The 988-nt window shown below is 36.6% G+C and carries 1 protein-coding gene; it reads right to left on the minus strand.

Annotated elements, in window-relative coordinates; all coding sequences use genetic code 11:
- Positions 1 to 668, minus strand: a 668-nt coding sequence (locus ACFINU_RS10040) for a hypothetical protein (protein WP_375667696.1), incomplete at its 3' end; no start/stop codon positions are given.
- Between the last annotated feature and the right edge of the window lie 320 nt (positions 669 to 988).

The raw sequence follows: 988 nt of genomic DNA on the forward strand, positions 1-988 counted from the left end.
TCATGACGGTAATAATCATCTTCACTCCCAAATTCTGGATATGCCTCATCCCAAATATGATCATCTGCTGTTAAAGAGGCGGCGCTGTGAACATAAGAATCGCCAGAGATAAGAGCCCCACAAACCACGGCATCATCAAAAACACGCGAGCCATCACAAATATGAGCAGCGCCGCTTATTTTTGCATTGCCTCCAACATGAGCATCATCACAAATAACGGCATCATCACAAATATGAGCATGATCAGTGACACGGGCGTTATCATAAATTTTAGCATTGCCTTCAATTACAACGGCATTGCTAACATGAGCATTGCCATAAACCTCACAATAATCATTTATTGCCATGCCTTGAAAAATAGCATTTCCATAAATACGTGCATCGCCATAAACGTCTACAAAAAAGCCTTTGACTTTAGCATTGTCATAAACCCTTGCATTTTCAAAAACACGCGCTTTGTCATAAACCCAGCAATTTCCTTTGTGAGATAAGTTGCTTTCCTTTTCAATAAAACCGCCTAGATCGCCCGCCTTGACATCCCCAAAATCTCTTAAAGCACGGATGCGATATAAGAAATGACCAGCTACGCAATCCATTTCACTAGTAAATTCATATTTTTTGGATATTTTTTTCTTATTAACGGGGGTGTTGTTTGATATATTTGTCATAGTTAAACCTTACTGATTATACGTTTGTTATTGACGCCTCTATAGAGGCGCCGGGTGCTAACAAACACGGCAGTAAGTCCGTCGTTACACTTTTCTCATAAAAGAGTATTGTATGGTGTAACCACACCCGACAAAATCATCATATATGCTAATTAAAGCATAAAAGATAGTCAGTTTTAATAAGATTAGGTTTATCGCAACCTATTCGCTTACTGTTAAGTGTTGTTAAGCACTTGATTTATTTATATAACAAAATACGTATTTATTGTCAAATAATATTTTATCTTTTTTGATATTTTTTCGTATTTTTTAAATACGTT

This window comes from Bartonella sp. AC130YNZD (assembly GCF_042196865.1).
GTDB lineage: Bacteria > Pseudomonadota > Alphaproteobacteria > Rhizobiales > Rhizobiaceae > Bartonella.